Raw genomic sequence first — 22798 nt, forward strand, 5'->3', positions numbered from 1 at the left:
ACTCGGTAACATCGTCACGTCAATGGCTCAATACGGGCAGTAAGGAACCGTTGAGATGACAACGTTAGCAAATCGATATCTTATGCAATTTTTGGATATTTATTATTTTCCGCAACCCTAAAATGCTGCGCCAGCCTGCTTGTGAAAACTCCAGGCAGTCTGTAATCAGTTACAAACACAGGGGAGTTGTCAAAGTTAGTCAATTCCCCTGTGGGTGTTACTTTTACCATTCTTTTAGCTGTTGCTCTGCCTCTTTGCGAAATGGAAATGGCTTGTCGCTTTCCAGGGATTTTTTCAATTCCTGAATTGCTTCCACCCGTTTTCCTTCTGCATTTAAAGCAAGGGCAAGGTGATATCGCAAAATTGGATTATCTTCATCTTTTGCCACTGCCTGGTTGAATTCATTCCGCGCCAGGCTGAACGAACCGCGTTTGTAATGTACCCAGCCTAAAGTGTCAATGATGTTTGGACTGTCTGGTTGCTCCTGTTTGGCGATCATCGCAAGGCGCAGAGCCTCTCCAAGGTCCGGGTCGGCACTTTCCGCAATCATCCATGCAAGATTGTTGGCAGCAGGGGCAAAGTTTGGCGATACAGAAAGGAGTTTTTTGTAGGTTTCCTTGGCCTCTTCAGGCTTGCCGGTCTGCTCATACAGCGTGCCAAGGGCCATTAGCACAGGTACGGAATCCGGATTTTTTTGGAGAAGTCCCTGATATTCGCTGAGAGCCTGGTCGGTTTTACCCTGTTTTCTGTATATGAGAGCACTTTTGGAGTATGGTGCAGGATTTTGTGGTGCCAGTTCCTGGGCTTTCTTATATGCTTTTAATGCTTCATCAAATTGTTGCGCTCCCATCATGAGATCGCCGAACAGAATATTCAGGCTGGCACTGTCAGGGGCTTTTTCAAGCTGTTCCTGGGTCATCTTCAGGAGTGCCTCTTTACTTATGCCTTCTTCTTTAGCCATTTGAAGGATAAAGATAAATGCCTTGGCGTTGCCAGGCTGTAAGGCCAGAATTTTTTCAAAGGCCTCTTTTGCTTTTTCTGGTTGTTTCAAGCCAATGTATGCGAGGCCGAGGTTGCCAAGAATTTCCACGTTATCAGGGACTTTCTGGTCAAGTTCTGAAAACATTTTTTCAGCGTTCTCAAACTCCTTGGAAAAAAGAGCGCTTTTGGCAAGTGTGAGAGCTGCCTGGAAATTTCGTGTGTCAATTTTTAAAGCCGTGGCAGCTTCCTTCTTTGCTCCTTCAAAATCACCTTCCTGGAGGAGTAAAAGGCTAAGCAGGGAGTGGGCTTTGGAATACACCGGATCTTTGGCAATCGCTTCCAGAAGTCCGTTTTTGGCCAGTTCCGTCTCCTTGAGATTATAATGCGCCATTGCTTTGATAAAATACACTTCTCCCCAATTGGGGTAATCGTGAATCAAAGAGGTCGTAATATCAAGGGTGCTGTTAAATTTGCCTTCTTTCAGATCAAATTTGGCCTCAACGAGCTTTGCTATGCCGTTTTTCGGATTTGAAGCTAAAACTGAATCTATTTTTTTCTGGGCTTCATCATATCTGCGCTGATCAAAATAGAAATTAGCCAGTTTCGCTTCCACATTTTCAGGCTGTTCTGCTTTGTCAATGGCTTCGATATAAAGCTTTTCAGCTTCTTCAGGTTTATATTGTTTTATAAGAAAGTCTGCGACAGCCACCTTCAGATTTGCATCTTCAGGTGCTATTTCCATGGCTTTGTTCAGGTACTGCTCGGTTTCCTTGACGTTATTTTCCCGAAGATAAATGGAGGCAAGCTGCAGATAGGGTTGGGGCGAATCAGGAAAGGTTTTTGCCATTTCATGTAAAACCGTTTTGGCTTTGTCGTATTGTTTGCTGCTCACATAAAACGACACCAGTGTAATGTATGTTCCCTGGTTTTCCTTGTTGAGTTCAACCGCACGTTTAAAGCTTGCTTCAGCATTGTCCATTTTTTTCAGAGCGGCATATGCCCGTCCCTGGATAAGGTACAGGCGGGGATTTTCTTTGGCAATACTAATGGCCTTGTTGATGGCTTGCATGGCTTTGTCGTTTTGCCCGTCCATGAGTTCCAGGTTGGAAAGCAAGGCCAAGGCATCAACGTTTTCAGGCTCTTTCTGCAGCACAAACTCAATGTGAGTCCTGGCGTCATCTTTTTGCCTGCTGAGCAGAAGGAATTCCGCAGTCTTTATACGTGCATCCAGGTTATCCGGATTTAGCGATGCGGCTCGCTGCAGTTCTCCAAAAGCCTGCTTGAATTTTTGGTCTTTCAGGTAGAGCAGGCCGAGTTGGTACCTTGCGTCTGCATGTTTAGGGTCAAGCTGAACGACATTGCGGAATTCAATGATAGCCTCATCGTCTTTTCCTTCGTTCAAGTAGACCTGAGCTTTTTTATAATGTGTTTCCAACTTCTTAGTGTCATCGGTACACCCGTTGCACAGGAGCAGACACACTGCGCAGAAGATAGTGAAAAAAAGGGGTTTTTTGTGGTAAAATAGCATGATGTCTCCGTTTCTGTGGTAGATGAAAAATGCCAGACACTCTCAACTTTAGCAAAATTGTTAGAAAAATAAAAGTTTTCCAGGCCTCTTACCTGTGAAGAAAACAACTATTCGGGATTTTGTTGCAGCATTGGTTGCAGTGATTGTGATAAAGATGGTAGAACATGGATAACATTATAGATTGTACAAACAATATTTAATAGGGGTGGTCAACATGATTTCCGCCAAAAAAATCCTTGGTCTTTTTTTGTGTATCGGTGTGCTGGTTAGCAGTATGTCATCTTTTAGTTTTGCAGCTGAATCCAGTGGTGATTTGCCTGTACCCACTGCAACTAAAGAAAAACTGCGTAAAGAAATAGTCGGGGCTGCAACCAAGAATGCAGACCGTGAATACATTGTCGGGTATCGTGATATCATCTATGTCGAGATTTACGGCGAAGGATCCATGGCGGTGGGGGTGGAAGCCCCTGCAAGCAGTTCCGCTGGTGAGGGTGATGAAAATACTCCAAGTTTTTTACGGGGTAGGGGAACTGGCGCCGAAGTACGTATGGACGGAAGAGTTTCACTGCGTCATATCGGCGATGTATATGTCGTTGGCATGACCCTGAGCCAGATAGCGGATTATCTGAAAGAATTATATAGTTCCATTTATGAAAATCCAAGTGTAACAGTTACCCTGGTGCAGGGTAACAGCAGGCAATACACATTGATGGGACAGGTAAAGACGCCAGGACTTTATCACCTTGATTTTCCATTAACACTGGTTAAAGCCATCGCAAAGGCTGGCGGGTTTAATGAGTGGGCGAATAATGAGGTTACAGTGATTCGACAGGATGACCATCTTGTGCCGCATGAGGAAAAGAAAGGCAGTACCGACAAGAAAAAGGATAAGGGCGGCCAGACCTTTGAATTTGACTATAGTGATTTTCTCAAAGGAAAACACCTGGAAAAGAATATCATCATTCAGCCTGGTGATGTAATTGTGGTTCATTAAGTTCAGCATGAGGACATTCACGATGCAGAAACACATTTATCCCCTTATGGCACTGTCCCTTCTCGTTGGTTCCCCTGCAATGGCAAGACAAACCATAATTTCAGGCAGCGTACATACCGGTGTGGATTACTGGGAACGAAATTATGATGATGACGCTCAAGAAAATGCAACTGCAGATGATGGTGACAAACGCCAGATTGGGATCGGACCTGATATCATTATTGTTTCTGAAAGCATCCGTGATTCATTGTCTTTCAGGTATGCACCAATCATCAAGTATGATGACACGAACGATGAAACCGATATTGATCATTATCTGAGTTTGGCAGCAACAAGAATGCTCAGCCAGAGATGGGCTGTTAAGGTGAACAATGATTTCAGACTTTCCGATGACCCGTATTTTTCAGCTGAAGAGTTTGCCGACACCTCCTCTGTGATTACAGAAGACATGGAAAGCGATTCTCCTGCATCTGAAGGGGAAGATGCTTCGCAGCAAGAGTCTGAGGTTAGTCAAAGCGATGTGGATGAACTTTCCAAAGATAACGGCCGGAGTCGTTACTGGACGAATAATCTGGCACTGAAGACAGAATACATTTTTAGCGAAAGAACTCTTCTGGAACTGGGCTATGCGTTTAGTGTCTTGCGCAATGAGTCATCAGATGATGACGCCTATGATGAGTATGATCGGCATGCGTTTTCTGCAAATGCAACATACGCCTTCAATCGCAAATGGGCGACATCTCTGGCAGGTATGTATTCCCGTGGACTTTTTGATGACGCTGAAAACCCGGAAGATGGTTCCCTCATTTCCGATGACTTGGATTCGTACAGGTTCCTTTACCGGCTGGCCTACGAACCAAACGCCAAAGATTCTTACCCATTTTTGTACGATTTCAGGACCACCAAGTATGAAAATGATTATCGCAGGGATACCCTTGCCCACAATGTGTCCATGGGCTGGAACCATGCTTTTAACCAGCGTACCCAGATGAAACTGGGTGGTGGCCCTTCATATGCCGAGGCAGAGGATCTTGATGGTGAATGGGGGTATAATGCGTATTTTAATCTCAGCAGAACCTACGAACACGCGCAGCTTTCACTTTCTTTGAATAAACGCTATGACACGCAGAATTTCACAGGTAATGGTGATTCCGGCCTGAAAGATACCTTTGACGCTCAGCTTCGTTTCCAGCAGCAGCTCACCCAGGCTCTGGGGTTTAATGTGTATGGCAAGTACAAATGGGAATCCAACCTGGATCCACAGGATGAATATCTTGATGCCGTTAACAGAAATGATATCTCTGATGAAGAATCTACAGGAGATGTCACTTACGATAAAAACACCTATGAGATGGGTGTAGGCTTTGATTACGCATTTTGGCGCTACTATTCTGTGGGTGTAAAATACGCGTATTTTGTCTCAGATGGTGACCTGAGTTCAGATCAGTATAATGACCATAGGGTTATGCTGACTTTGAGTGCTGCCAAGGATCTGTGGCGCTGGTAAAAGGACAAACTGTATTCGCTATTATGAACATTTCTCTGATCCGTGTAGCCTTTATCTGCTGCCTGTGTGTTGGTATGTTTTTCCTGCTTCAGGATGTGCAGGGGGTGCAGCGAACCCCCATTAAGCAGTCGCTGCAGTATTTTCCGAAAACATTGGGCCAGTGGCAGGTCAAGAGTGAGATGAAGTCCAGTGCTGCGGTTATCGGCATGCTGGGGGTGGATGATTACCTAGACTATAACTACCAGAATACTGCCGATGATGTTGTGAATTTTTATGTAGCCTATTATGAGGCTGTAGGAGGAGGGCGCGGATATCATTCTCCTAAGAACTGTATACCAGGCGGAGGCTGGGGAATTGATAGCGTAAATACCGTTACCATCAAAGGGCCAAACCTGCCTGAACCTGTGACTGTCTCAGAACTTATAATACGTAATCGTAATGAATATCAGGTTGTTTATTATTGGTTCCAGAACAGGGGGCGCATAATTGCTTCAGAGTATTGGGAGAAAATATACCTTGTGCTTGATGCCATAACCATGAAGCGCCGTGACGGAAGTTTTGTACGCCTGATAAGTTATGCACCCGGTGGTGACCTCGATACTGCCAGGGAAAGATTAAATCAGTTCGCACCAATGGCAATGCAGGAGTTAGAGAACTTTCTACCAGGTGCCCCGCAATGATGAACAATGGCTCAACAACATCTTACACCAAGATAGATCTTGCTTTTCTTGTTTTGGTTCTGGGCGTAATTCTGGGGGTTTATTTTCCAGTTCTGACAAAACTCATAAATGATTGGGGAATAAACGATAATTATTCCCATGGTTTCTTTGTTCCTTTTATTTCCGCGTACATGATTTTCAGCATTCGGGAGAAGATCAAAGAAAAGCAGATTTCACCTGCTAATTGGGGGCTTCTGATTTTACTGGGTGGTTTTGCTCAGCTCTATCTTGCTTCAGTGGGATCAGAATTATTCCTCCAGAGAACTTCACTTATCATTGTACTGCTGGGATATTGCTTGTTTTTATTAGGGGTACGGATCACCTGGGTGGTGATGTTGCCATTGGTGTATCTTATTTTTATGGTTCCGTTACCTGCAATCATTTGGAACAAAATCGCCTTTCCCCTGCAGCTGTTTTCCAGCCAGATCACAGAATATGTGATACGTCTTGCAGGTATACCAATATTACGTGAAGGAAATGTTCTCCACCTGGCGTCAACCAGCCTTGAAGTTGTTGATGCCTGCTCTGGACTTCGTTCTCTCAATACCATGTTTGCTCTCAGTATTGCTTTTGCCTGGTTTTCCACTTTGACAAAGCTGGGTAAATGGCTGTTGTTTTTTGCTGCAGCCCCCATAGCCATAACAGCTAATATGGTCCGTTTAACTCTTACCGCATTCCTTGCCGCCCATTACGGAGAAAAGGCAGCCCAGGGCTTCTTACATGAGTTTTCAGGGATGTTTACCTTTATTCTAGGTTTGCTTTTGCTGATTCTTGTTCGTAGATTTCTCCCTGAAAGAAAACAGGCTGCGCAAAGTCAGTGATGTGGTTACACTTGAGTCCTTGTCCTGAAGATGGATTTTTGTTCAAACAGGGTAAGTATATATAGGGGAAGTGACTAAGGCAGACGTAACTGATCATGGGGGTAACAACACTGATATTTCAATTCGTGTTGAGCTGTAACTGGCTACACGGAGCCTGAGTTTTCGTAAGCAAGCTGGGGTAGCGTTGGGGAATACGTAAGCCAGGTTGATCGCGGAAAAAACAGGTGCTTTGTGAGCCGTTACCTAACAGGTTATCTGGGGCCAGATGGGTGAAATGATATACCACCGTGAAAGTTTGCCATCGCGTTTATCACAGGCGGGTAGGCAACATCCATCATGAAACGCAGTCGCACAAACTCTTTATAATCGTTACCAAAATATAGAAATGCTGACATATTCTCATGTCTGTAAGCGGTTATCTGTGATTCTATGAGCACTGATGGCAGACATCCTTGAATCTACCTGTGAACGATAAACAGATGCCAACTTGTTATTAGATATGATTTCCCTCGATAGGCGGCGTTTTACTGCAGATGATTGATTCATGAATAAAAGGCTGTGGGTATTGGGTGTAGAATTTTCTCACCAATGCTGATATTGGAATGATTTTGATTAGATGTAACTCTCTGATTCAGAAGATAAGGCAATAGAGAATGGACTGGCTGTACGCAATTGGTTTTTGGGGATGCGCGTGTTTTGTTATGTACACATACCTGGGCTATCCTGTATATCTTTGGTTGGTCAGTCGTCTGTATCCTCAAAAAATTCATAAACAGCTTCTTGAGCAAGTGCCAGCAGTTTCAGTGGTTGTTGCTGCCAAAAATGAAGAAGCAAATATAACTGCCAGATTGCAAAATCTCTGCGACCAGGATTATCCATTGGAGCAAATGCAACTCATTGTTGTTTCTGATGGATCAAATGACCGTACCGTCGAGTTGCTCAAAGATTTTCGTACACAGCTGGCTGGTAAAGCGCTGTCACCTGAAATCGTGATAATCGAGCTTCCTGAATCCAAAGGAAAACCCAATGCCCTGAATACAGCCGTTCAAAAGGCTCAAGGTGAAATTCTTGTTTTTACTGATTGCCGTCAGAAGTTTGCCACTAACGCCTTGCGTGAACTGGTAGCAAATTTTTCTGATCCGACTATAGGCTGTGTCAGTGGCGAGCTTCTTTTTTATCAACAGACAGACCCCACGCTGGAAGTCGAAATGGGAGCATATTGGAAATATGAAAAAGCAGTTCGTAAACTGGAAAGTGCTACAGGTTCTGTAATGGGCGCAACCGGGGCAATCTATGCGATCAGAAAAAATTTGTACAATGAAATTCCGGCAAGTACTTTGATTGATGATGTCCTGATACCGTTACAGGTAGTGGGCCATGGAAAACGGGTAATTTTCGACTCCGGTGCAGTTGCCTATGATGTTGTATCTCAAAATATTTTCCAGGAATGGCATAGAAAAGTTCGCACCCTGACAGGCAACTGGCAGTTGCTTTCGCTGAAACCCGGTTTGCTCAATCCATGGCATAATCCCTTTGCCGCGAGATTCTTCTGGCATAAGGTTGCGAGATTACTCGTGCCATTTGCTTTGCTGGGGGCTTTGATTTTCAGTATGTTACTTGATGGCTTGGTATATAATTTCATATTTTTCATCCAGGTCTTGTTTTATGGTATAGCCGGTCTTGTTTGTTTTATCCCAGCATTCAGGGATAATGCGGTACTCAAAATTACCTACTTTTTTTGCGTCCTGAACCTGGCTGTAATGTATGCACTATATATCTGGTTGAGTGGCGGAAGTAAGACTATCTGGAAGAATAAAAAATAGTATAACCTCATAAATGTACGCGGTAATCGACACCATGTATCGCCCTGGTTTGCAGGGAACAGTTGCTCGAAAACAGGAAAGCAGTAGAATATCAACCATCTCAGATGTGAATTGAAATAGCAGAAAATGGATACACGACAAACTCTTAGAATGATGTCTATAGCTGGCGCAAGACCAAATTTCATGAAACTTGCAGCCATTGCCCATGCCGTGGAAGAATATAATGGCTTAACTGAAAAGCAGGTAAACATTGAACATATGATCGTGCATACCGGGCAGCATTATGATTCTAAGATGTCGGCTAATTTTTTTGCTGATCTGGGAATTCCGGAGCCAGATGTGAATCTGAATATAGGATCTGGATCTCATGCCTGTCAAACAGCCGATATCATGAAGGCTTTTGAGCCAGTACTCCTTGAAAATATGCCCGATGTGTTGTTGGTTGTAGGTGATGTCAATTCCACCATAGCTTGCTCTCTGGTAGCTTCAAAGATTGCCTATCCCCATGAAGCACGGCATAGAGTGAGGCCTGTGATAGTACATGTTGAAGCTGGTTTACGCTCAAACGACAGATCTATGCCTGAAGAGATTAATCGCGTATTAACCGATGCGATCAGCGATTTTCTTTTTGTAACAGAACAAAGTGGTTTGGATAATCTTCGTGCCGAGGGGGTTGCTGCGGATAAAATGCATTTTGCCGGCAATGTGATGATTGACACCTTGATTAATCATCTGGAAAAGGCAAAAAAATCAAAAGTTAAAGAGAATCTTGGAGTTTCAGGAGAGTATGTTGTGGTGACGTTACATCGTCCCTCCAATGTTGACACCAAAGAATCATTGGCTCCTTTGATTGCTCTTCTTGAGCAGGTAGCTGAAAAATGTAAGGTGGTTTTTCCTGTTCACCCGAGAACTCTCAATAAACTTGATGATTTTTCCCTGTTGCAACATTTGCGTGATAACGAAAATGTCATATTATCCGGTCCCCTTGGTTATCTTGATTTTTTGAATCTCATCTCTGAAGCTCGCGCTGTAATTACTGATTCCGGAGGGATTCAGGAAGAGACAACATACTTGCAGGTGCCTTGTATTACACTGCGTGAAAATACCGAAAGGCCGGTTACCGTATCCGAGGGATCCAATTACCTGGCCGGACTTGATATCGATGTCATCTGGTCTACCTTTTGTTCTGTTCTCGAAGGCAGAGGCAAGGCTTCCAGGATACCTGATTTGTGGGATGGTCGTTCCGGATTCCGTATTGTTGCCCAAATTGTAGAAGATTGTGCGGTATAATGGAGTCTGTTGAGTCCGGTTTTAAACCAATTTTTATTGTAGGTGCACCACGTTCCGGGACAACCATGCTGGCTGTGCTGTTGAATCGCCATTCTCATATTGCCATTCCGCCTGAAACGCAATTTTTTTCTGAGTATATTCAAGAAACCGACGTCACCTCTTTTGCCCGAAAAAGCAGGCTCGGTAATGTAGAAGACGCGGCGTCGTTCAACAGAATCTCAGACCTGGGGCTTTCTGTTGAGGAGATAATGGCAGAGTATGAATTGCTGCCAAATGAGCCAGCCTGTCTTCTGCAAGCTATTTTAGCCGCTTACACGGCTAAGTGTGGAAAAAAGCGCGCTGGTGAGAAATCCCCTCGTCATCTGGAGTATGTTCCACACATCTTATCTTTGTATCCCGAAGCAAAGGTGATTTGTATTGTTCGTGATGGCCGAGATGTTGTCCGTTCTCTGGTGAAAACACCATGGGCAGAGCCTGGCAACCCCCGTCGGAAAGGCTTGTTCTGCATGCAATGGACGGAATACGCGAACAAAATTATAGAATATCGCAATACCTTGCCATCAGAAAAATTTCGAGTCTTTCGGTATGAAGATGTATTGACCAGCGGTGAAGAGGTACTGCGTGAAATTTGTCAGTTTATCGACGAGCGTTTTGAAATTGAGATGTTGCAAGCCGGTCAGGGGTCAGGTGTCGTGCCGGGATGGGAAACACGGTGGAAGGGGAAGGCTGAAGATGGCCTTGATCCGAGCAGAGCCGGAGCTTGGCGAAGACAGGCGTCCACCAGGGAAATTTGTTGGTTGAATATGTTCATGGGAAAAGAGCTTGGGCTGATGGGGTACAAAGATACAACCCTGAAAGAATGCTCAATTTGGCTGCGCTGCCTTATATGGTTGCAGATATTGCCGTATAGACGGATCATGCAACCCGTCTCCCTGCTGGGATTGAGGCTGATCAGGGTATTGAAAAGTAAACAAAGCTGATATGTCTATCCGGGCATTCTTTTTTCTCCATTTTCATGGGATTGAAGAGTAAACCAGCGCTCGTTTTTCTGAAATGATACTCCTGTGTATTTTTTAAGAATATTCTCTCCAGGTATGTTATGTGCGGAATTTGTGGCTATGTAAACAACAACAGGGCACTTGCTGAAAAGACTTTGCAAAACATGTGCAGTGAACAGAGTCATCGTGGTCCTGACGGTTCTGACGTTGTTGTCTTTACGGAAACAGCTCCTTTTTGCGGCTTAGGCCATGTTCGTTTGAGCATTATCGATCTTGCTGGCGGTTCCCAGCCCATGTGCAATGAGGATGGAACCATATGGATAAGTTACAATGGCGAAGTGTATAACCATAAAGAACTCCGTGAAGACCTGGAAGCCAAAGGGCATGTGTACAAGACCAACAGCGACACCGAAACACTCCTCCATCTGTATGAAGAATACGGAGAAGAGTCGCCAACGTATCTGCGTGGCATGTTTGCCTATGCTATTTGGGATACAAATGTAAGAAAATTGTTCCTTGTTCGCGATCGATTAGGCATAAAACCCCTATATTACGCACTGAATAAGGAGGGGATCGTTTTTGGTTCAGAAGTGAAATCCATACTTCGGTCCGGCTTGGTTTCCCCCGCGTTGGACGAATCAAAATTGGCAGAGTATTTCACCTTTGGCTATCTGACGGATGAACAAACCCTGTATCGAGGTATTACCAAGCTTCTTCCCGGGCACACAATGACTTTTACGGGCAATGGGGAGCCTTGTGTAAGGCAGTACTGGAATGTTGAATATGGTCAACATGCTTCGGTCTCTGAGAACGATGCCATTGACCAGATAGAGCAGTTATTTCGTGAATCTGTTGAATTACGTATGATGAGCGATGTGCCATTGGGAATGTTTTTGAGTGGAGGCATTGATTCAAGTGCAATTGCCGGGGTGATGGCCGGCCTATCGGATCAGCCTGTAAAAGCATTTACCATTGGCTTTGACAGTCAATATTACAGTGAAGCAGGGTATGCGAAAAAGGTAGCTGCGCATAACGGGATGGAAATGCATGAAGTTCGGTTAAACGCACAGAATTTTCTTCAATCAATCGAAAAACTTATCTGGCATAATGATATGCCTATCCATTTTCCAGCCTCAGTGGCATTGTATTTTGTGTCTGAAAAAGCGCGGGAGCATGTCAAAGTGGTTTTAACAGGAGAGGGAAGTGACGAACTTTTTGGCGGATATGGTCGATACCGTATGTGCGATTTAAATCTTAAGATTGGTAAATTTTTTGACCCGGTTATCCCCAATAAACTACGCGATAGCATTAAAAAGAACTTGTGGAACACTCCCCTGCCTTTGAAATTGAAAAAGGCTGTAGCGCATAGCTTCCTCTACCATTCCCTGAATCCAAGAAATAGTATTTTTGACAATTACTACAATATCAGTCTGTCTGGAGCCATGGCTGAGATCGTAAATTTTGATCTGATTAACAGTTACACTACAAAAGATCCTTATGTTAACTATCTGGCTCACTTTGACAGATATCCTGCAGAAGATACGATCAGTAAAATGTTGTATACTGATAAAAAAACCTATCTTGAAGAACTGTTAATGAAACAGGATAAAATGAGTATGGCTGCTTCAATAGAAAGCAGAGTACCATTTCTTGATCATAAACTTGTCGAATATGCCGCAACGCTGCCTGCTCATATGAAGATACGCAAAGGGAACTTGAAGCATATAATGAAACGAGCCGTAGGCCGTCTAGTGCCTGAAGAAATAATTAAACGGCAAAAAATGGGCTTTCCTATTCCTCTTGGGGAATGGATGCGGGAACCACAGTTTAATCAGTATATAAAGGCAGTTCTGCTTGATGCAAAAACAAAACATCGGGGATATTTCAAAGAATCTTGTATCACTAAGGCATTAAAAGAGCATGAAAACGGTAAGGTGGATAACTCGTATCCCTTGTGGATTATGCTGAATTTTGAACTTTGGGCAAGAAATACTATAGATGTCCAATAGATTGTATAACGTTAATTACGGCTAGTAGTGATATGAAAAAAAGAATAAATTTGCTCTATGTTATTTATTCCTTAGATAATGGCGGGGCTGAAACGTTAGCAATTCGATTGTCAGAAAAGATAGATAAAGAAAGATTTAATCCTATCGTATGCAGTCTTTCAGATCGTGGCCCACTAAGAGAGATTTTGGTAAAATATGGTATTACATACTATACTCTTGGAAAAAAGGAAGGGAAAGATTTCTCAGTAGTTTTTAAGATTGCTGATATCTTAAAAAAAGAAAAAATCGATATCATTCATACTCATAACCAAGGCCCGTTGCTTTATGTGTTTATTGCAAAATTATTCTTTAGAAGAATTAAACATGTTCATACGGAGCATATAAACATGGGGGTGGAGTTATCCTATTCCAAAAAACATGAGTTGTATAATGTGATTCTTCTTCGCTCCCTGGATGGCGTCATCAATATTGCTCAACATTTGAATTCACAATCTGCCAAATACATAAAGAAAAAGAATGCGAAAGTGGAAACTATTTTAAATAGTGTCGAGCCTGCCACCTATGATTTTAGTATTCAATCTGATTTAAAGCATGAATTAGGTTTGGATGCAGGTAGTTTCCTCATAGGGAATATTTCAGCTCTTCGACCACAAAAAGATCATGCTACGCTCCTTAACGCTATGCCCTATATCCTTAAAGAAAATCCCCATGCAGTTCTTGTTATTGCTGGTGATGGGGAATTAAGGAATGATTTAGAGGAACAATGTTTGCGAATGGGGCTAACTGAAAATGTTACATTTCTTGGCTACAGAGCAGATGTAAATAATCTGCTGGCTCAATTTGATGTATTTGTATTGTCTTCGTTGTATGAGGGATTGCCTCTTTGCATCCTGGAGGCCATGGCGGCAGGGAAACCTATTGTCGCTACAGACGCTGCAGGAACCAATGAATTGGTACGCGACAGTGAAACAGGGCTGCTCGTACCGGTGGGAGATGCAGAACAACTTGGAAAGTCCATTTCATTGTTATTGGAACATCCGGAACGTGCTGCAGAAATGGGCCGTAAAGCCAAAGAGTTAGTCAATAGTGAACATAATATGGACACTATGATGAAAAAATATGAGTCTTATTATCTGCGCCTTGTTGCCGATAATAAGCAGATATCAGAATAGGTTTCCTATGTGCGGCATTTGCGGTTGGTTGAATTATAATCGAGATAACGCTGTTGACTCACAGTTGCTTGAAAAGATGAATAATACCATGCGGCATCGCGGCCCTGATGGTGATGGCATCTTTTCTGACCATAATATAGCTTTAGGACATCGACGTTTAAGTATTATAGATGTTGCTGCAGGAAAACAGCCTCTCTGCAATGAGGATCAAACTGTCTGGGTGTCGTTTAATGGAGAGATCTATAATTACGTAGAGTTAATGGAAGGGCTGAAGCAACGCGGCCACATTTTTACAACACGATCAGATACTGAAGTTCTTGTTCACCTGTACGAAGAAAAAGGTGAGCATATGGTGGAAGATCTTCAGGGAATGTTTGCTTTTGCTATCTGGGATGCAAAACAACAGAAATTATGCTTGTTCAGGGATCGAGTTGGAAAAAAACCTCTGTACTATTGCGATGAGCCTGGCAAACACCTGATATTTGGTTCGGAGTTGAAGGCCTTGCTCGCAAGCGGAAAAATCCCAAAGGAGGTCTACTACCCTGCTCTTGATCAATATCTCAGTTTTCTGTACATACCGTTTGACAAGACAATTTACAAAAACGTCTATAAATTACCCGCAGCCCATTATCTTGTTTGTCAGGATGGCTCGATAACGGTCAAACGCTATTGGCAGTTGGAGTTTTCTACAAATTCCTATGCTCAAACCGAAGAGCAATTTCTATATGATTTCGAAGCGCTGCTTACCGATGCTGTAAAGGTCAGATTGCGAAGTGATGTTCCTTTAGGAGCTTTTTTAAGTGGAGGTATAGATTCAAGCTCTGTGGTATCCATCATGCAAGAGCTGAATAATAGGCCCATAGAAACAGTATCTGTCGGTTTTGATGAAGAAGAATATAATGAATTGCCTTATGCCAGGGAGATTGCTCATTCCTTTGGGTGCCATTTTTCGCCATCGGTGATCAAACCGGATGTGGAGGATATTTTTGTAAAATTAATTACCCATTTTGATGAGCCCTTTGCTGACTCTTCGTGTATTCCCACATACTATGTTTCCAAGGCAGCCCGGGAGAAGGTGACAGTGGCCTTATCTGGTGATGGGGGGGATGAACTTCTGGCTGGTTATTCACGGCATAGGATCGAGACGTTGGAGCATCGGCTACGTCATGTAGCCCGATTTATGCCTTCTACCCTTTTTTCAAGCCTGTACAGGTTGTTGCCAGAGAGAACCAAAGGAAGAAACATTTTTGGCGATTTAGCATGCAGTCCTGAGGAGGCAGCTGCGCGGAAGCATTCCAATCTGCTGTTTAATCAAGCTCTTAAAGAACATATATACAGTGATTCTTCTTTTGTTACAGATGTTTCATCCCAATTTAGAGAATTATACAGAACGTCTTCGGCAAGTAATGCCCTTGATAAGGCATTGCACCTGGATATGCAGACATATCTTATTGATGACATTCTCGTAAAGGTTGACAGGATGAGTATGGCAAACAGTCTTGAAGTTAGGGCTCCTCTTCTTGATTATCGAATCCTGGAATTTTTGGCTACTGTACCACCCTCATTGAAACTGCATAAAGGTGTTACCAAATACCTGTTGAAACAATTGGTTAAAAAGAAGCTTCCTGCTTCCATTCTGGAAAGAAAAAAGCAGGGCTTTCGATTGCCCATAGAACTATGGCTGAAAAATGAACTCAGAGAGTTCGTAGAGGATTTGCTTTTCAGTCAAGCTTTCAAGGAACGCGGCGTATTTAATGTTTCAGCTCTTGAAGTGATGTGGAGAAGGTTTTTAGAGGGACAGGCTGATTATGCGCATCATTTTTGGCAACTCATTGTGCTGGAGCAATGGTTTCGCTTATATATTGACGGTGATTTGTACGTATAGGGCTTGCTTGGTCCCCATTATCTGTAGCCGTTCACCACTATTTTTCTCATCTATGACCATTGCAGCATGAATATCAGCAGGTTGATAAAGCGTCTCGCAGCTCTTGATGCCAAAGAGATACGGTTTCGCGTTTCCAGGATTTGGAAACAGAAGTGTGACCAAATTGTTGAAATTTTTAGGGGCAATACTTTGTCAGTTTCCACAGGCGTTTACTTTGACGACAAAGGTTCCGCCTTTACCCCGGAAACGTATAAAGCATACTGGGATGTAAAAAGAAATTTTTATTTTGAACCGGAAGACAGAGAGCGTCTTGCTGCACGACTTGCCAGGGAATATCGGCTGGAATTTGACTCTGTATTTGAAAAAGCAGATGCTGTTTGCGATTTTCAAATTTCTCTGTTTGGAACTGTCCTGAGATATGAAGGAAAAATAGACTGGAACAGGGATCCAGTCTCGCAATCTTCCTGGCCCAAACGGCATTGGAGCCGACTCAGGTTTGTCGATGCAGGAAGCGACCCCAAATTTCTGTGGGAAATTAACCGACACCAGTTTCTCCTTGCTCCTGCCATGGCTTTTTATCTGTCTGGCGATGAAAAGTATGCACAATATGCTGTGGAGCAAATTCTGGATTGGATCGAATGTTGTCCCGCAGGGCAGGGCATTAATTGGGCTGAAAGTTTAGAAGTCGCCACCAGGCTCGTGACCTGGGTTTGGATTCTGGAATTATTACGGGGATCCAGTTCTCTCCAGGCTGAACAGCTGTGGGTGATTCTGGGTTCAATGCATAAGCACGCACAGCATGTCAGTCGATATTTTTCCCACTATATCAGTCCTAACACTCATCTTACCGGCGAAGCATTGGGGCTGTTTGTTTTTTCTATGGTGTATGGAGAACACAAGGCTGCCGCACAGTGGACATCAGCTGCCTGTGCAATTCTGGATGAAGAAATTATTGCCCAGGTTGGCTCCGATGGCGTCCACAAAGAACTTTCCACCTGTTATCACACATACACTGTAGAATATTATTTGCAGTATATACTGTTAAGACAAATTCATGGAGAAGACGTACCAAACCATCTCTTGCATATTCTCGAAAAAATGTGCGAGTTCTGCCTTGCTGTGGAGCGTCCTGGTTCCTCGATTCCTTTGATTGGAGATGGTGATGGCGGATACGCCTTGCCCCTTAATCCAGACAGACAATTGTCCTGGAAATGGATACTGTGTGCAGGGGCAACCTTGTGTAACCGGAGAGATTTTAAATATCGCAGTACAAAACTCCCTTGGGAAGCGGCATGGTTACTCCCTCTAGCGTTGCAAGAGCATTTCCTTGCTATGCCGGCAGAGCCGCCAGCAGATACTGTCTACTCTTTTGATGATTCGAATTATTTGGTTTACCGGAGTGATTGGACAGAAACCGGAGACTATCTCTTGTTTGATGCCGGACAAATGGGATTTTTATCAGCAGGGCATTCCCATGCTGATTTCCTTGCATTTGAGTATGTTGCCGCCGGTATTCCTATTCTTATAGATATCGGTACATATTCGTATTCTCATCCTTTATGGAGAAATTTTGAACGAAGTTCACAGGCTCACAATACTCTCCAAATAGGCGCAGAGGGGCAGGCGCAGCCTTTAGGTAATTTCAGCTGGAAAACGTTTCCTGATAAAGGGAAGGCGTGGCGCAGAGATCTGCAATCATGTCAGGTTATTGGTGCTGCATATACTACAATTACTGAAGACAGTCATACGAGAAATGTGGTCATTCTGCCTGATCGCAGTCTTCTTTGCCTGGACGCTGTACACTGTAAAGCTTCACAGGATATTGAATGCAATCTATATTTTGCGCCGGGTCTGGAAGTTCAGCATGTGGACCAATTAAATTATACCGTCTCTGGAAGCAATAACAGCGTCTGTACATCCATCGCTTTTATAGGATATGAGAATGCAGACATTGTCTTGTCCAAAGGGGAGACAGATTCCAATAAAGGGGTGATTTTTCCGGGATACGCTGAAAAAACTGATATATACAACTGCAGCACCCGGGAAAAATGCTGCGGACGTATCATACGGGCATTTCTACTGAATCCGAATGGCTATTACTGCAAAATTGAAAAAGATACACTGCCATCTCTTTATGAATGCGAATGTCTTTACAGTATTACATCTGAAACAGGAATGAAGTGTTTCCTGTATGTGGAACCCAAAAACGTGCAGATATCCACTGACTATGCATATACGGTGAACGCGAGGTGGCTGCTGCAGATAGAATTTGATGGCATGCTGAAAGATTTCATTGCAGCAGGATTGAGCGATGAATCTTTAACGCGGGAAGCAAGAGCTGATATTGAAATGAATGGTTCCGTCAGCATTCTTCCATAACGTATATGATGAATTATAGGCGTATTAGATGAAACTCCTGCAAGTTGGGCCTTATCCACCTCCTCTGGGCGGGTGGTCTTTCCATATCCAGATATTTAAAAAATATTTGGATAAACATAACATTACCAATGCTGTTCTTGATATCGGGGAAAATAGAAAACAGAAAGGCAGAGACTGTCTAGATGTTCAGCATAGCTTCGATTATGTAAAAAAAATAGTTAGTTATAATTTAAAAAAGTATACCATTTACCCTCATTGTAATGGAAATGCTATCCCAGGTCTCGTCTTAACTTTGGCAGCACAGGGTATATCTTTGCTTTTTGGAAAGAGATGTCCGGTCAGTTTTCATGCAGGTGTCGTTCAGAAAGCCTTTGAACCAGGACTCACTCTTCAAAAAATCTTGGCGTGGTTGGTATTTACTTTGTCTAAGGTGATTATATGTAATAGTGATGATGTAAAACGGTGTATAGTGAAAATACGGGTGCCGTCGCAAAAAATCTATTCAATTCCATGCTTCAGTGTGCAGTATGTTGAACATGAATACAGCATGCAACCTGAAGAATTGGATTTCATCAAAATACATTCTCCAGTTCTTATCAGTTATATTTTTTTTCGTGAGGAATACGATCCTCACACCCTGTTTCAAGCTATAAGGCTTCTTAGAAGAAACCTCCCTGATCTGGGAGTGTTTATTCTGGGGGATAAAGAGCAAGCTGAATATTTTATAACCGATAAGGGTTATGCTGATATACGTGATAATCTTTTTGTGACTGGGCAAAAAGATCATGATGCTTTTTTATCTCTGGTTGAACAGTCAGATATAGTAATACGGACACCTGTAAGTGATGGTGTCTGTTCTTCTGTTATGGAAGCTTTGACCCTCAAGGTTCCGGTGGTAGGGAGTGATAACGGTACTCGACCGAATGGGGTGGTTCTTTATCAGCCAGGCAATGTGGAAGATCTGGTTGGGAAGGTTATATGTACCCTGGAACATCTTGATACTGTAAAAAAGACATTGCATCACATGGAACATAGAGACGCAATACAGGAGGAGTTTGACTGTCTTGTGAGTTGTTCACAAAAGTAGGCTAGGATTAATACAAACTATGAAGGTTTTACACGTTCTTGATACATCAGTTCCTGATACAGCAGGATATACAACCAGAGGATATTACCTGGTGACCCATCAGAAAAAACGAGGTTGTGAACCAGTAGTGCTAACGAGTGAGCGTTTTAAAGGACCAGTTTCTGAATCACTCATGGAAGAAAGGGAAGGTATTCGCTACTATCGCTCTAACTCAGCGCAACGCAAAGTGGTTCGCGTACCAATTTTGGCGGAGTTGGATGAAATACGTGTCTTGCGTAACAGGATAAGGCAGGTAGTTGAGAAAGAAAAAATAGACATAATACATGCACATTCACCTTCCCTTATTGGAGCTGCCGCTTCCAGGGTATGTCAAGAAAAGGACATTCCTTTTGTCTATGAAATCAGAGCATTCTGGGAAGATGCTGCTGTGGATAGAGGAGCATTTACAGAAGGATCACTCAAATACAGGTTACGAAAGTTCCATGAAACACGTGTTGTCCAGAAGGCAGACGCTGTTATTGCTATTTGCGACGGTATTAAAAATGATTTGCTTTCAAGGGGAGTGGATGAAAAAAAACTGCATGTTGTTCGGAATGGGGTAGATCATGAACAGTTTAAACCGCTTGAAGTAGACCAGGACTTAAAGAAGGCATTAGGCTGTGAAAATAAAGTGATTATAGGCTTTATAGGATCTTTTTTTAATTTTGAAGGTTTACAGGATCTCATTAAGGCCGCGAAATATCTAGATGAAAAAGGGGAGAATTTCGTTGTGCTCCTGGTTGGCAGTGGTCAGGTAGAGGCGTCTTTAAGAGACTTAACCAAAACCATGGGGTTAGAAAGTAAGATTATCTTCACAGGTAGGGTACCGCATACTGAAGTTAGCAGATATTACTCAATAATCGATGTGTTAGTTTACCCACGCATATCTAAACGAATTACAGAACTTGTTACCCCGCTGAAACCTCTAGAGGCAATGGCTATGGAAAAAGTAGTAGTTATGAGCCGTGTAGGAGGCTTGGAGGAATTAGCCTTAAAAAAAGATATAGCAGTTTTTTTTACGCCTAATAATTGCCATGAATTAGCAGAGGCATGTAGGAAGTTGTGTGAGAATATTAATTCAAGGATAAATATAGGGAAACAAGCAAGAAAATATGTTGAAGATGGATGGAGTTGGGGCAAAAGAGCTGAAGAAGATTTGAAAGTGTATGATCAATTGTTGGAACAAGTAACACTATGAAGTCAGATTCACTTACTAGTCAAGCTGCTTTCTTAATAATTGGAAGACTATTTTCTATACCAATAGCTTTTTTGGTTCCAGTTGTATTAGCTAGGATATTGTCATTAGATGAATTCGGATATTATAAACAATTATTTTTAATTTTTAACATATGTTTACCTCTGGTTGATTTTGGAATTACTAATAGTCTGTATTATTTTTTGCCTACATATCCAAATATAAAGAATAAAATAATATGGCAATCAATTACTATTTCTTTTTGTATTTGTTTGATATTGTTATTGTTTGTTTTTATATATCCTGAATATATTAGTGTGTTTTTTACCGGAAAGAAGGAGATCAGTAATTTAGTTTTTTATGTAGTTTGCTTTGCTGTTATGTGGCATTTTTCTAATCTTTTAGAAGTCGTGTTAATCACTGAAAAAAGGGCATTTTTTTCAAGTGTGATAACTTTTTTTTCTGAATTGTCAAGGTCATTAGTTTCTGTTGGTGTTGTATTCTTTGGTGGAAGGCTGCGTGATTTATTGATATCATTGTGTGCAGTTGCATTTTTACGAATTGGTTTCATGCTTTATTATGTGATAAAAAAGTATCAGCCATATTTTGTATTTCATAAAGAGTTGGTTAAAAAGCAAATTTTATATGCTGTTCCATTTGGAATTGCAGTAGCAATTAATGGTTTTAATAGTAATGCCCACACATATATTGTTTCTATTTTAACGGATCCTGCAAGTTTAGCTATATTTACTATAGGTTGTTTTCAAATACCATTGATTAGTATTGCCGTTGATTCTGTTGCAAAGGCTAGTATCGTAAAAATGTCTGAAATTAAGGTGTGTGGTGAAGCGAATTTGGCAATAGCTAGGATTGTATCTTCATCATCTCGCAAGCTTTTTGTAGTCTTTTTGTATATATATATATTGTTTTATGTAAATGCAAAAGAAGTAATTTATTTACTTTTCACTGATGCTTACGCTGAAAGCGTTCCTGTTCTGAAAATTTTTCTTTTGATTGTACCTTTGTCATCTTTTTTAATACAACATGTTCCTAGGGTTTTAGATGACACTGTTTTTATTTTGTTAAATAACTGTGTATATTTAATCGTTTCGTTGATAAGTGGTTTTGTTTTCTTTTATCTCTTTGGCTTAAATGGTGTCGCTTGCTCGTTCGTAGTCTCCCAGATAATATGGAAAATAGCGTTTTACATTCGATGCAAAAATAAACTGTCAGTTAATTATAATGATATTATTAATTATAAAGAATTAACGAAAATAATGATTTTCTTTTTTTTCGGAGCGATCGTTGCTTATTGCTCAAAATTTTTATTTGTTGAAATAGGGTATTTCTATTCTATTCTGATTTCAACTTGTTCTTTTTCCGTATACTGTTTAATCGGATTCTTTGCTGCAAATATATTTATCTTTGAAAGAGAACTAATAATTAAAATAATTAATCTGTTTTTTGGTAGTCTGAAAAAGGTTTTTAATTATTAGTTCGTATATTTATAATAGGGTTCGTAATGTTTTTTTCTTGAATGTAGGTATGTTTTGAGAAATTAGGGTAATTGTCTGGTTATTATTTAGTTGTATTGAAATTTGTAAGTTTATTTATGGGATTTTGAAAAGGTTTATAATGATGCCCAAAAACATCTCAATAGCTTCTATCCTGCTATGTTTATTTATAATAGTCTCTTTTCTGTCATTTGATAAGATCTTCGGGGATGTTTTTGTTGGTGCACCTTTTAAGGTATCGATTTTAACTCTTGCTTTTCATTTGTTAGAGTCTGTTTTAGGTAGAAAAAAAATCTTTATATTTAACTTTCCTAATTTATTAGCGTTCACTGTTCTTGTGATAAGTTATATTTTTAGTTATTATATCACTGTGGATGTTGAAAGAAGTATTAGTATATTTGAAAATTTTTCAAAATGTATTGTGTTATACTTATTAATTGCTAATATTATTACAACAAAAAAAGAGCTTGTTTTGTTATTTATTACGCTCTCCTTTGTTGGCACATATATTGCTATTGATTATTATCACCATCCAGTTTGGGAGGGTGCAGCCGATCTCCCATAAAGCATAAAATTCACGCAGCCTTTGGTAGTTCCAACGGTTTACTTGATCTCACCTGGATGTTTCTTTCTTCGCTTTGCATTCGCTTGACCCATTGGCCATATGCCCAGTCATAAAAATGATCCCAATCGCCGTTGAGTTCGATACACCTCAGGTGAAGCAACGCTTCAGCTCGTTCAGGTTTCCAACGCATCCCAGAACAATCCAGCCGTTCGCCGATTACATTACGAACGGCTCCCTCAACCATCCCGCTTCCAATCGGCAAATCCTCCTCGATATATTTTTGGTAATTCAT

16 protein-coding genes and 1 pseudogene are annotated in these 22798 nt (G+C 41.7%); 15 read left to right on the top strand and 2 right to left on the bottom strand.

What is annotated here, in order from left to right; translation table 11 throughout:
- Positions 1-223: 223 nt before the first annotated feature.
- Positions 224-2509 (bottom strand): tetratricopeptide repeat protein, encoded by a 2286-nt coding sequence (locus tag G493_RS0114950; RefSeq protein WP_028581042.1) that lies wholly within the window; start codon positions 2507-2509, stop codon positions 224-226.
- 274 nt (positions 2510-2783) lie between these two features.
- On the opposite strand from G493_RS0114950, the gene G493_RS32305 reads away from it, so the two are divergent.
- The 15 genes from G493_RS32305 to G493_RS0115025 all read left to right on the top strand — a co-directional run bounded on the left by G493_RS32305 (position 2784) and on the right by G493_RS0115025 (position 22506).
- Entirely contained in the window at positions 2784-3503 is a 720-nt protein-coding gene (locus tag G493_RS32305) for a polysaccharide biosynthesis/export family protein (protein WP_161629831.1), read from the top strand.
- Between the two features lie 22 nt (positions 3504-3525).
- Positions 3526-5010 carry a porin family protein gene (locus tag G493_RS0114960; protein ID WP_028581043.1) on the top strand — a complete coding sequence of 495 codons (1485 nt, stop codon included), beginning with the start codon at positions 3526-3528 and terminating at the stop codon, positions 5008-5010.
- Between the two features lie 23 nt (positions 5011-5033).
- On the top strand, positions 5034-5690 hold the full coding sequence (locus G493_RS32310) for an exosortase C-terminal domain/associated protein EpsI (protein WP_153306538.1): 657 nt from the start codon (positions 5034-5036) through the stop codon (positions 5688-5690).
- A complete protein-coding gene (locus G493_RS29480; RefSeq protein WP_232363772.1) occupies positions 5687-6550 on the top strand; it encodes an exosortase/archaeosortase family protein in 864 nt (287 codons plus the stop codon). Before G493_RS32310 ends, G493_RS29480 begins: the two co-directional genes overlap by 4 nt.
- A 701-nt stretch (positions 6551-7251) precedes the next feature.
- On the top strand, positions 7252-8373 hold the full coding sequence (locus G493_RS29485) for a glycosyltransferase family 2 protein (RefSeq protein ID WP_161629832.1): 1122 nt from the start codon (positions 7252-7254) through the stop codon (positions 8371-8373).
- Positions 8374-8499: 126 nt separating this feature from the next.
- Positions 8500-9663 (top strand): non-hydrolyzing UDP-N-acetylglucosamine 2-epimerase, encoded by a 1164-nt coding sequence (gene wecB / locus G493_RS0114980; RefSeq protein ID WP_028581044.1) that lies wholly within the window; start codon positions 8500-8502, stop codon positions 9661-9663.
- Complete coding sequence (locus G493_RS0114985; RefSeq protein ID WP_028581045.1) at positions 9663-10643, top strand: sulfotransferase family protein; 981 nt, start codon at positions 9663-9665, stop codon at positions 10641-10643. The genes wecB and G493_RS0114985 overlap by 1 nt, the downstream gene beginning before the upstream one ends.
- 119 nt (positions 10644-10762) lie before the next feature.
- A complete protein-coding gene (gene asnB, locus G493_RS29490) occupies positions 10763-12670 on the top strand; it encodes an asparagine synthase (glutamine-hydrolyzing) (protein ID WP_051309339.1) in 1908 nt (635 codons plus the stop codon).
- A 32-nt stretch (positions 12671-12702) separates the two neighbouring features.
- A complete protein-coding gene (locus G493_RS0114995; RefSeq protein WP_028581046.1) occupies positions 12703-13842 on the top strand; it encodes a glycosyltransferase in 1140 nt (379 codons plus the stop codon).
- Positions 13790-15727: an asparagine synthase (glutamine-hydrolyzing) gene (asnB, locus tag G493_RS0115000; RefSeq protein ID WP_084813600.1), complete on the top strand. Its 1938-nt coding sequence runs from the start codon at positions 13790-13792 to the stop codon at positions 15725-15727. The genes G493_RS0114995 and asnB (G493_RS0115000) overlap by 53 nt, the downstream gene beginning before the upstream one ends.
- Positions 15728-15916: 189 nt before the next feature.
- Positions 15917-18106, top strand: coding sequence for an alginate lyase family protein (locus G493_RS0115005; protein ID WP_161629833.1), 2190 nt, complete (start codon positions 15917-15919; stop codon positions 18104-18106).
- A gap of 28 nt (positions 18107-18134) precedes the next feature.
- Positions 18135-19193 carry a glycosyltransferase gene (locus G493_RS0115010; protein WP_028581049.1) on the top strand — a complete coding sequence of 353 codons (1059 nt, stop codon included), beginning with the start codon at positions 18135-18137 and terminating at the stop codon, positions 19191-19193.
- Positions 19194-19212: 19 nt separating this feature from the next.
- Positions 19213-20430 (top strand): glycosyltransferase, encoded by a 1218-nt coding sequence (locus tag G493_RS29495; protein ID WP_035274632.1) that lies wholly within the window; start codon positions 19213-19215, stop codon positions 20428-20430.
- Entirely contained in the window at positions 20427-21923 is a 1497-nt protein-coding gene (locus tag G493_RS0115020; protein WP_028581050.1) for a lipopolysaccharide biosynthesis protein, read from the top strand. The genes G493_RS29495 and G493_RS0115020 overlap by 4 nt, the downstream gene beginning before the upstream one ends.
- Before the next feature lie 139 nt (positions 21924-22062).
- Positions 22063-22506: a hypothetical protein gene (locus G493_RS0115025; RefSeq protein ID WP_028581051.1), complete on the top strand. Its 444-nt coding sequence runs from the start codon at positions 22063-22065 to the stop codon at positions 22504-22506.
- A gap of 10 nt (positions 22507-22516) precedes the next feature.
- Here G493_RS0115025 and G493_RS0115030 read toward each other — a convergent pair.
- Positions 22517-22798, bottom strand: a pseudogene (locus G493_RS0115030) (hypothetical protein); the annotation flags it as partial.

Source organism: Desulfogranum japonicum DSM 18378 (assembly GCF_000429945.1).
Classification (GTDB): Bacteria; Desulfobacterota; Desulfobulbia; order Desulfobulbales; family Desulfobulbaceae; genus Desulfogranum; species Desulfogranum japonicum.

Excerpts from the sequence above, each read along its gene's own strand:
- G493_RS0114950 (WP_028581042.1), bottom strand. The coding sequence starts at position 2,509 with ATGCTATTTTACCACAAAAAACCCCTTTTTTTCACTATCTTCTGCGCA.
- G493_RS32305 (WP_161629831.1), top strand. The coding sequence starts at position 2,784 with ATGTCATCTTTTAGTTTTGCAGCTGAATCCAGTGGTGATTTGCCTGTA.
- G493_RS0114960 (WP_028581043.1), top strand. The coding sequence starts at position 3,526 with ATGCAGAAACACATTTATCCCCTTATGGCACTGTCCCTTCTCGTTGGT.
- G493_RS32310 (WP_153306538.1), top strand. The coding sequence starts at position 5,034 with ATGAACATTTCTCTGATCCGTGTAGCCTTTATCTGCTGCCTGTGTGTT.
- G493_RS29480 (WP_232363772.1), top strand. The coding sequence starts at position 5,687 with ATGATGAACAATGGCTCAACAACATCTTACACCAAGATAGATCTTGCT.
- G493_RS29485 (WP_161629832.1), top strand. The coding sequence starts at position 7,252 with ATGTACACATACCTGGGCTATCCTGTATATCTTTGGTTGGTCAGTCGT.
- wecB (WP_028581044.1), top strand. The coding sequence starts at position 8,500 with ATGGATACACGACAAACTCTTAGAATGATGTCTATAGCTGGCGCAAGA.
- G493_RS0114985 (WP_028581045.1), top strand. The coding sequence starts at position 9,663 with ATGGAGTCTGTTGAGTCCGGTTTTAAACCAATTTTTATTGTAGGTGCA.
- asnB (WP_051309339.1), top strand. The coding sequence starts at position 10,763 with ATGTGCGGAATTTGTGGCTATGTAAACAACAACAGGGCACTTGCTGAA.
- G493_RS0114995 (WP_028581046.1), top strand. The coding sequence starts at position 12,703 with ATGAAAAAAAGAATAAATTTGCTCTATGTTATTTATTCCTTAGATAAT.
- asnB (WP_084813600.1), top strand. The coding sequence starts at position 13,790 with ATGAGTCTTATTATCTGCGCCTTGTTGCCGATAATAAGCAGATATCAG.
- G493_RS0115010 (WP_028581049.1), top strand. The coding sequence starts at position 18,135 with ATGAAACTCCTGCAAGTTGGGCCTTATCCACCTCCTCTGGGCGGGTGG.
- G493_RS29495 (WP_035274632.1), top strand. The coding sequence starts at position 19,213 with ATGAAGGTTTTACACGTTCTTGATACATCAGTTCCTGATACAGCAGGA.
- G493_RS0115020 (WP_028581050.1), top strand. The coding sequence starts at position 20,427 with ATGAAGTCAGATTCACTTACTAGTCAAGCTGCTTTCTTAATAATTGGA.
- G493_RS0115025 (WP_028581051.1), top strand. The coding sequence starts at position 22,063 with ATGATGCCCAAAAACATCTCAATAGCTTCTATCCTGCTATGTTTATTT.